The sequence below is a fragment of the Pseudarthrobacter cremeus genome, assembly GCF_051857465.1.
Lineage (GTDB): Bacteria > Actinomycetota > Actinomycetes > Actinomycetales > Micrococcaceae > Arthrobacter.
Genome location: NZ_JBPZHC010000016.1, coordinates 52,091 through 60,375, shown reverse-complemented (window position 1 = coordinate 60,375; position 8,285 = coordinate 52,091). Strand labels below are relative to the sequence as shown.

Here is an 8,285-nt window from a genome sequence, read left to right as displayed (position 1 = left end):
AAGACCGCAATCGCTGTTCATGAAGAACAGGTGTACCAGTAGTGATTCAGATCACATCGAAAGCCCCGTGGTTTGGCGTGTCGCTTACCTGCAGAAATGACCGCATTAGCCGGTTAAGAGGGACGCACCGACCCTGCCCATCGATCCGGTGAGCCCGTGGTGCCGGAGTGATTCGACGAACCGGCGTGACCGGAACTGGGAGCCGCGGTCCGAGTGAACCACTGTCCCTTCCGGTCGGCGTGCCCGCACCGCGTTCTCCAGTGCGGCGACGGCCAGCGAGGACTTCATTCGCGAGTCCATTGAGAAGCCGACGATCCTGCCGGAATAGACGTCCTTCACCGCGCAGAGGTAGAGCTTGCCCTCGGCCGTCGGGTGCTCGGTGATGTCCGTCAGCCACAGTTCGTTCGGCGCTGCGGCGGTGAAATCTCGCTCGACCAGGTCGTCGTGGACCGGTGGCCCGGGTCTGCGGTTCAGGCCCCGCTTCTTCGAGAACACCGACCAGATGCCGTGGTCCCTGCATAAGCGCTGGACCCTGTTCTCGCCCGCCGTGATGCCCTTCTCCGGGAGTTCGTCGGCGATGAACCGGTACCCGAATGCGGGGTCGTCGGCGTGGATGTCCAGGGCGGCGTTGACGAGGTGCGCATCGATCCAATCGCGTTCCGTCACCGGACTGGCCCTCCACCGGTAATAGCCTTGCTTGCTGAATCCCAACACCCTGCAGGTCACCGCCACGGGAACACCATCGGCGGCAAGATCCGTGACCAGCGGGTAAATCTGTAATGGTGATGTGCCGGCCGGAGGCTGGCTGGCAGGCTGGTCCGGGAGAGCGGTGTGTGACTCAGGGTATATGCGACCCGCGCTGATGTGGTGTCTTGAAAATGACTCGTCCGCGCCGTTCTCCGGGCACCGGTCTGCCCCGCCGCGGATGACCTGATCAGAAGACTGTCCACCTTCGGGTGTGACCCGTTACAGATGCGTCTCCGAAGCGATCCCAGGCAGGCTCCTGCCACCTGTCCGGTTCACTAGAAAAGGGAGAACGCATTATGGCGATCATCGCAGAAGAATTTGAGTTCGTCGTCGGAGTCGACACCCATGCCCGCAGCCACACTTTCACAGCCGTTCATGCCTCGACCGGTGCAGTCGTGGACACCGCCGTGTTCCCGGCTACCTCCGCGGGGATGGACCGTGCGATCACCTGGATCCGGCGGCGCACAGGCGGGGAGAGGGTCTTCGCGGCCGTCGAGGGCACGTCTTCCTTCGGTGCCCGGCTCACCCAGGTCTTGCTTGCCGCTGAGATTGAGGTTGGCGAGGTCAGGCCGCCCGCCCGTGCCTCGCGTGCCCTTACCGGCAAATCGGATCCGATCGACGCCGAAGCCGCGGCCCGCTCGGTCCTCGGGCGACCCCGCGATCAGGTGATGGAACCGCGCGCTGCAGGCACCAGGGCCGCGATCAGGATCCTGCTTGCCTCACGGTCCCTGCTGGATCACCAACGCACCGCGAACCGCAACGCCCTCACAGCCCTGCTCCGCGGCACGGATCTCGGAGTTGACGCCCGGTCATCCCTGCGGGACGCACAAATCACCACCATCGCAGCCTGGCGGACCTCAAACAGCACCGACCCCGTGATCCGAATCGCCCGCACAGAAGCCAAACGACTCGCCCTGACCATCAAAGACCTCACCGCCCGGCTCGCCGAAAACCACAAAACACTGGCGCAGCTCACCGAAGAACTGGCGCCAGGGCTCCAATCCGTTCCCGGAGTTGGGCCCGTTACAGCAGCCATCATCACCTGCGCCTACTCCCACCACGGCCGCATCCGTTCAGAGGCTGCCTTCGCCGCACTCGGAGGCGTCGCACCACGCCCGGCCTCCTCCGGCAACACGACCCGGCACCGACTCAACCGGTCAGGCGACCGTCAGCTGAACAGGGCCTTCGACGTCATCGTCCGCACCCGCATGAGCTTCGACACCGCAACCAAGGACTACGTGACCCGCAGCAGGGCAACAGGGAAATCAAACCGCGAAATCCGCCGAAACCTCAAACGCTACGTCTGCCGCTCCATCTTCCGCCAACTCCAAACCATCATGGCCTGACAGGACCCATAGAAGAGTCATTTTGGGTTGATGTCCCTGGCCAGAAAGGCAGCAGCCCGGCGCAGAATCTCATTCTCCTGCTCCAACAGCCGGTTCCGCTTCTTCAGCTCCCGCAGCTCGGCCGACTCCGTCGCCGCCGGGCCGGCGCCAGATTCTTTGCGTTCGGCGATGGCAATCCAGCGCTTCAACGTCGTGACCGACAGCCCGAAATCCTTCGCAATCTGCGCCAGCGGCGCCTCACCCTTCCGGGCCACATCAATAACATCCTGGCGGAACTCCGCCCCATAAGCCGTGGGCATGCTCAACATCCTTCCACGAGCACAAGCTCGCTAGGTCAAGGAGTCAACAAAACCGGGGGCAGTCCCCCAACCGTTACCGGTGCGAGATCGCCTGGCGGGACCTGCCGGAGCAGTTCGGTCCGTGGCAGACGGTGGTGAAGTGCCACCGCCGTTTCGCAGCAGGCGGGATCTGGGACCGGATCCATGCCGTCCTGCTTACCCAGTCCGAAGCCGCCATGGGAGATCGACTGGACCGTGTCCGGTAGACCCCACGATCAACTGCGCCCACCAGCCCGGAACCTTCCCCGCAGCAGAGGGGGAGCCCCCGAATTACCAGCTGGTTCTGCTCGGAAACAACATGCTCACCGAAGTCCGCCAGCGACTGACCCAGGAAACCAAGGGCCGGCGCGGACGCACCACGGACCCGGTCTAGGCCAACCGCCGGCTACTGCTCCGAGCCGGCGAAACGCTATCCGCCCGGGGCCGGGACCGGATCAAGAACGTCTTCGACATTGACGATCCGACCGGCGCGCTGCAGGCGGCGTGGAACGTCAAGGAACAGCTCCGCACGCTGCTGCGCACCGGCTCGCTCGAAGCCGCCGATACGGTGAAGCGCTGGCTCCAGGAACTCGTCGGCATCGCCGCGCAGCCCGAGACAAACCCGCTCTGGCGCACGGTCTGCCGCTGGTGGAACGAAATCGAAGTCCTCATCGTCACCGGCGCCACCACCGCGAAAGTCGAAGCGAACAACACCGTGTTAACGCCAACCCAAAACAGGACCATTAGTGCCATTTGAAAACAGGGCCACTGTCTGTTCGTTCTATTGTGCCGTAGTGGCCGCGGGCTGGTGTTTTCTGAGCCGGTAGCTGTTGCCTTTGAGGCTGATGACGTCGGCGTGGTGGACGATCCGGTCGATCATGGCCGAGGCGATGGTCAGGTCCCCGAAGACGTCGCCCCAGCGGGCGAACGGCAGGTTGGACGTCAGGATCATGGACGCGTGTTCATAGCGGCTGGAGACCAGCTGAAAGAACAGGTTCGCGGCGTCCTGGTCAAACGGGATATAGCCCACTTCATCAATTATGAGGAGCCCGTAGCGGCGGAGTTTGACCAGTTCCTGGGAGAGTTTCCCGCGGGAGTGAGCCTCCTGGAGCCGGGCGACCCGGCCCGTCGCGGAATCGAAGAGGACCCGGTGCCCGGCCTTGGCTGCCTTGATGCCGATGCCGACCGCGAGGTGGGTCTTGCCGGTGCCGGGTGGCCCGAGGAGGACCACGTTTTTGGCCTCGGAGAGGAACACCCCGGTGCCCAGGTGCGCGATGAGGTTCCGGTCCGCAGAGGGCTGGTGGTCGAAGTTGAACTCCTCCAGGTCCTTGTGGGCCGGGAACCTCGCGGCCTTGATCCGGGTCGCCGCTCCGGAAGCTTCGCGCTCGGAGACTTCACGGGAGAGAACAGCTGCCAGGTACTCCTCGTGCGACCAGCCGGCGTCCCGGGCCTGGTCGCCGAGGCGGCGGAACCCGTCGCTGATCCGGGGTGCGCGCAGGGCCCGGGCGTAGTACTCGATCTGTGACGGTGTCCCGCTCATGACGCCGCCTCCCGCAGCACGGCCGGGTCCTGGCCGAGGTCAATGCCGAAGATCTCGTCGTAGGCGGCCAAGTCCCGCACCTGCACCGCTTCCTCGGGTTCGGGGCGGCGCACCCTCTGGGTCCGGAAGTCCCGGCGCATCTCTGCGGCCCGGGCGACATGGGCCGGATCGGTCACGACGAGATGCCGCGCCCAGACCCGGACGTGGGTGGCGATGAGCACCCCATCGTGCGTGACCGTGACGGTGTCCCGATCGGAGGCGACATCCACGATCCGCCCAATAAACGAGGGGTCCACGGAATAGTCGTTGGAGAACACCCGCACGTAGTAATCCCGCGGCAGCCGCACCGCGTTGCGGAACACCGCCTCCGGGGACACCGGCGGCAATTCCCGCATCCTCTCCCGGTCCAGGACGATCAGCTCGTCCGGGCGGCCGTGGCGGGACCGCGAGTAACGATGATTGGTCTTGGGCAGCCAGTCCTCCAGCTGGCCGTTGAAATCCGCGGGCGAGCGGAAGTCCCGGCCCGGCATGAAGCGTTGCCGGAAGAACCTGTTCATCCGCTCGACCATGCCCTTGGACTCCGGATCCCGCGGCGGAAGCAGCTTGACCTCCAGCCCGAGGGACCCGGCGAACGCGGCAACCGGCTCCGTGGGCCGACGCCTGCCGATGCCGGACTCGTTGTCCCACAACAGCCGGGACGGAACGGCCTGCGCATCCTGCAGCAGCGCCCACATCCCACCGATCAGATCCGGTGTCGTGCGCGACGGCAGCATCCGCGCCTGGATGAAACCCGAGAACGCCGAAGTCATCACCAACACCGGGGGCGTATCGGACTGGCCCTCACCGACGGTCAGCGGATCATGCGGGAACCACAGGTCGCACTGGACCTGGAACCCCGGCTCATGGACCAAACGGTCGGCCCGGTCCGGCGGCGCGTATTCAAGCCGGATCGCAGCGACCTTCGCCCGGAACAAAGACGCGGAACCAGACCAACCCACCCGCTCCGCCAACGTCGCGGCAGGCATCGTCGGCGTCTTCACCAACAACGCCCGCACCCTGGGGGCAAACGCATCAAAACTCGACACTCCGGATGACCGCTGATACTTCGGCGCCCGGTCCGACTCCAACGCACGCTCCACCGTTCCGCGGGAAACCCCCACGATCCTGCCGATCTCCCGCTTCGAGTGCTTGCCCGTCGAAAACAGGTGGCCTATCTCCGCCCAATCATCCAAATTGATCACCTTCCATAATGGTCGGTGGCCCTATTTTCAGTTGGCGTTCCTGGCCCTATTTCCGGTTGGCGTTAACACACCGCCATCAAACACCTGAAACGGACAGGACGCGGCTTGGTCAATAGCCGGAACTACACCACGCGCATTATGCTCAGAAGCGCCGCCAAAACGGCGGCCTGAACATTCACCGCGCAGTGCAAATCACCACGAACCGCGGAGAGCCGAAAAAGCCTACTCCTCCAGGGCCAACCGTCCACTCCTGCGGGCGCGGAAATCAAGACCGCCATTCCCGAACCCAGAGACCAAGCCGCCAACCCCGAGAAGCAAGGGCGCCCGCGGCGGCCGACCCGGCACGGGCAGCGCCGCCCACTCAGGCTGGCGACCAAGACACCAACACAACGTCCGATATTGCCGGGTCACGACCCGCATTCGAAATCCAAATGGGGACTATCAGAAAATATCCCTTCTAGCCGCCAGATCGAGACGTGTCCTCCGGATGTGGCCCCTGACGAGGCTAGCGGCGACGTCGTGATCACGCCGTTTGATGCTGTCCACAATCAGCCGATGTTCGGCATCGGTGGCCCACTGCCGCTCGGCGCTGAATCCCTGAGCAAACACCCGTCGGTAGTGCTGGGTTGAATTCCAGAATCGCTCAATGAGTTCATGGAGGAGCGAAAAGCTACCTCCCGCGTAAGTCAAGAGGTGGAATTCCCGGTCGACCCTCAAAAATGTCTCAATGTCCGGAGCTTGGGCAATCTCCTCCACCAATTCATCAAGGCGCCGAACTTGGTCCTCGGAGAGGCCGTCAATACTTTCCCTAATGGCAAGGGATTCAACCTGTTCACGGAGTTTGTAGATCTGGTCGAACTCAAATGCGTCAAGCTTCGAGACCCAAGCTCCACTGTTCGGAACAATGCTGACCAACCCCTCGGCCTCAAGGAGTTTCAAGCTTTCCCTCACCGGAATGCGGCTCGCGCCGAATTTTTCAGCGAGCATCTCCTGACCGATCCGTTCTCCCGGGGCCAGCTCGCCGCTGATAATCATGGTCCTGAGCTGGTCTGCAATCCGGGCACCTGCGGCCCTTGCTGTTCCTCGCGATTTCATTTCCACGGCTTCAATCCTGACTTGCGGTATAACACCGAATGTATCCACACGGGCTCACGAAAGTGAGTAATCTGAAAGCGTAGTACTGTTCCGCCTCAGCGTCACGCCCGACTCAGACTGGCGCCTGAGGCAACACGACTGCCGCTGGATCCATTGTGTCAGACGGTAGATGGAACCCGTGGTAAAAGCACACCCCTTGAGGCTCGGACCGAACGGATACGTCGAAGGGTCGGCGTGAGGTTTCCGGCGCCGTCCGCTCTAGAGCAAAATGGCCGTGCTGACCGGCACTTCTCTCAAGCGAGGTTGCTAAGGAGGTGGGAAGCCTCCGCGAGCGCTCCCCTGAAGCGGGTCGCGGAAGGCTCTACAGCAGTCATCGGCGTCATGCCGCGTCGCCCAAACTACTCCATGAATGACCGGAAGCTTTTTCGCTTTTTGTCGTTCTGATTCCCCATCATCGCTGGGCGGGCCCTCCGCGCAACCAGGGCGCGATGCGCCGATCGCGATCCAAGATTTCGTTCGGCGCTCCTCCGTCGCTTATATCCTCGCGAAATCTTGGACCGTGCCCGGTTCCCCAAGTTGCACTCCGGCCCCTCATACCCAGCGGTGACTCCTCTATGAGAACGACGCCGAAGTCTGCCAAGCACAACCGATGCCCGCCAGTAGCTGAAGGAGAAGGAACATGGAAGCGCTCACGATCAAATCACCGGCCGACGTTCTCAGTTTCGTCGGACACACCCTGGGGTTTTGGCCCCGCGAAAGCCTCGTCTGCATCACCCTCGCAGACAACCACGTCGGCGCCACCCTGCGCGTTGACCTGCCGAAGCCCGGAGCCGAAATCAGCTACGCACAAACCATCGCCGGCCACTTAGCCCATGACACTAAGGCCGCCAGCGTGCTCTTCGCTGTCTACACTTCGATGCCCGCAGAGGCCGGCCGCGCCAGGCCGCACGCCGCAAACATCGCAGCCTTGACAGGCGCCCTCGCCGAGCGAGGAATGACCATCCGCGACGGACTCCTCGTAGGAGACGACGCAGTCTCACAATACGACGGCGACCCGACAGACGGACCCTCCCTGCCCCTTACCTCAACTGAGTACAGCCAGGTCAATGCCGAGTTCATCTACCGCGGCAGCACCATCGCCCCAACCAACCGCATCACTTTGCCGCCTTCGGCCAAAGATACGCAGACCGCGGCGGCCGTCGAAACGCGCGTGAAATTCATTCAGCGCCAGACCATTAGCAACGCGATGGACCGGGCCCGGACGCTGTGGACGGAAATGCTGGACGCAAAATCCTTCCCGACCGACGAGCAAATCATCAGCCTGATCGCGAACCTCCAGTTCCCCACCATTCGGGATCAACTCATGGCGGACATCCCCGGAATCGACGAACCCATGGACCGTGTACTCCTGGCCCAGATAGACAGCAAGCCCCACTGGTCGCGGGTCGAGTGGGCAGAGCAGCTGCTGCTACACGCCTACACACGCAGCAGCACCTCACACTCGGCCCCAATCCTCACCGCCATCGCCTTCATAAATTGGTGGCAGGGCAGAGGCAGCAAGGCCCACCGGTTCATGCAACTCGCCCTCGAGGCCGACCCCAGCTACCACCTGGCCAGGCTCAGCGACCAAATGATCTGTTCCGGATCGGTTGCCATGTCATGCCATTGCCCCTGCGTTCCTGCATGAACAGATATCAGAGCGGAAAATCCGGACCGGCCGCAACCCCAGGGCGATCCAAAAGAATAATCCGCAAATCACGTTGTACGCGTCTCTAGCCACCATGAAGTGGTGAACGCGAAAACCCAACGGAAGGACGAACGAGGATGAACACCCAGAAGAGGCCCCGCAGGGCGGTACGCGGCCCGCCGTAGAGCGCCGCTCCCCCACACAACCGAATAGGCCGTTTCCGGGACCCCACTCACCCCGGAACATCAGATCAGAGGCGAGAGTGTGCACAATGTGCACACGAAAAAGCACCAAAAAGCCCCTGACCTGCGG

The 8,285-nt window shown here is 63.1% G+C and carries 7 protein-coding genes and 2 pseudogenes; 4 read left to right on the top strand and 5 right to left on the bottom strand.

Annotated features, from left to right (window positions below; genetic code table 11):
- Positions 1–123: 123 nt before the first annotated feature.
- Positions 124–786 (bottom strand): annotated as a pseudogene (locus tag ACS5PJ_RS20805) (IS3 family transposase); the annotation flags it as partial.
- 257 nt (positions 787–1,043) lie between these two features.
- Between ACS5PJ_RS20805 and ACS5PJ_RS20800 the strand changes: the two are divergent.
- Positions 1,044–2,093, top strand: a complete 1,050-nt coding sequence (locus tag ACS5PJ_RS20800; RefSeq protein ID WP_439436751.1) for an IS110 family RNA-guided transposase — start codon at positions 1,044–1,046, stop codon at positions 2,091–2,093.
- 20 nt (positions 2,094–2,113) lie between these two features.
- Here ACS5PJ_RS20800 and ACS5PJ_RS20795 read toward each other — a convergent pair.
- Positions 2,114–2,392: pseudogene (locus tag ACS5PJ_RS20795) on the bottom strand (transposase); the annotation flags it as partial.
- Between the two features lie 86 nt (positions 2,393–2,478).
- Between ACS5PJ_RS20795 and ACS5PJ_RS20790 the strand changes: the two are divergent.
- Both ACS5PJ_RS20790 and ACS5PJ_RS20785 read left to right on the top strand, forming a co-directional pair.
- The gene (locus ACS5PJ_RS20790) at positions 2,479–2,637 is read left to right on the top strand and encodes a transposase (RefSeq protein ID WP_439436756.1); all 159 of its coding nucleotides are present in this window, start codon (positions 2,479–2,481) and stop codon (positions 2,635–2,637) included.
- A 182-nt stretch (positions 2,638–2,819) separates the two neighbouring features.
- A complete protein-coding gene (locus ACS5PJ_RS20785) occupies positions 2,820–3,167 on the top strand; it encodes a transposase (protein WP_439436755.1) in 348 nt (115 codons plus the stop codon).
- Positions 3,168–3,191: 24 nt separating this feature from the next.
- Here ACS5PJ_RS20785 and istB read toward each other — a convergent pair whose 3' ends face one another.
- From istB to ACS5PJ_RS20770, 3 genes are all read right to left on the bottom strand, one after another.
- On the bottom strand, positions 3,192–3,950 hold the full coding sequence (gene istB / locus ACS5PJ_RS20780) for an IS21-like element helper ATPase IstB (RefSeq protein ID WP_439436750.1): 759 nt from the start codon (positions 3,948–3,950) through the stop codon (positions 3,192–3,194).
- Positions 3,947–5,089 carry a Mu transposase domain-containing protein gene (locus ACS5PJ_RS20775; RefSeq protein WP_439436754.1) on the bottom strand — a complete coding sequence of 381 codons (1,143 nt, stop codon included), beginning with the start codon at positions 5,087–5,089 and terminating at the stop codon, positions 3,947–3,949. The genes istB and ACS5PJ_RS20775 overlap by 4 nt, the downstream gene beginning before the upstream one ends.
- Positions 5,090–5,632: 543 nt before the next feature.
- Positions 5,633–6,286, bottom strand: a complete 654-nt coding sequence (locus ACS5PJ_RS20770; RefSeq protein ID WP_439436753.1) for a GntR family transcriptional regulator — start codon at positions 6,284–6,286, stop codon at positions 5,633–5,635.
- A 679-nt stretch (positions 6,287–6,965) separates the two neighbouring features.
- Between ACS5PJ_RS20770 and ACS5PJ_RS20765 the strand changes: the two genes are divergently transcribed.
- Positions 6,966–7,973 (top strand): DUF4192 domain-containing protein, encoded by a 1,008-nt coding sequence (locus tag ACS5PJ_RS20765; protein ID WP_439436749.1) that lies wholly within the window; start codon positions 6,966–6,968, stop codon positions 7,971–7,973.
- Positions 7,974–8,285 lie beyond the last annotated feature (312 nt).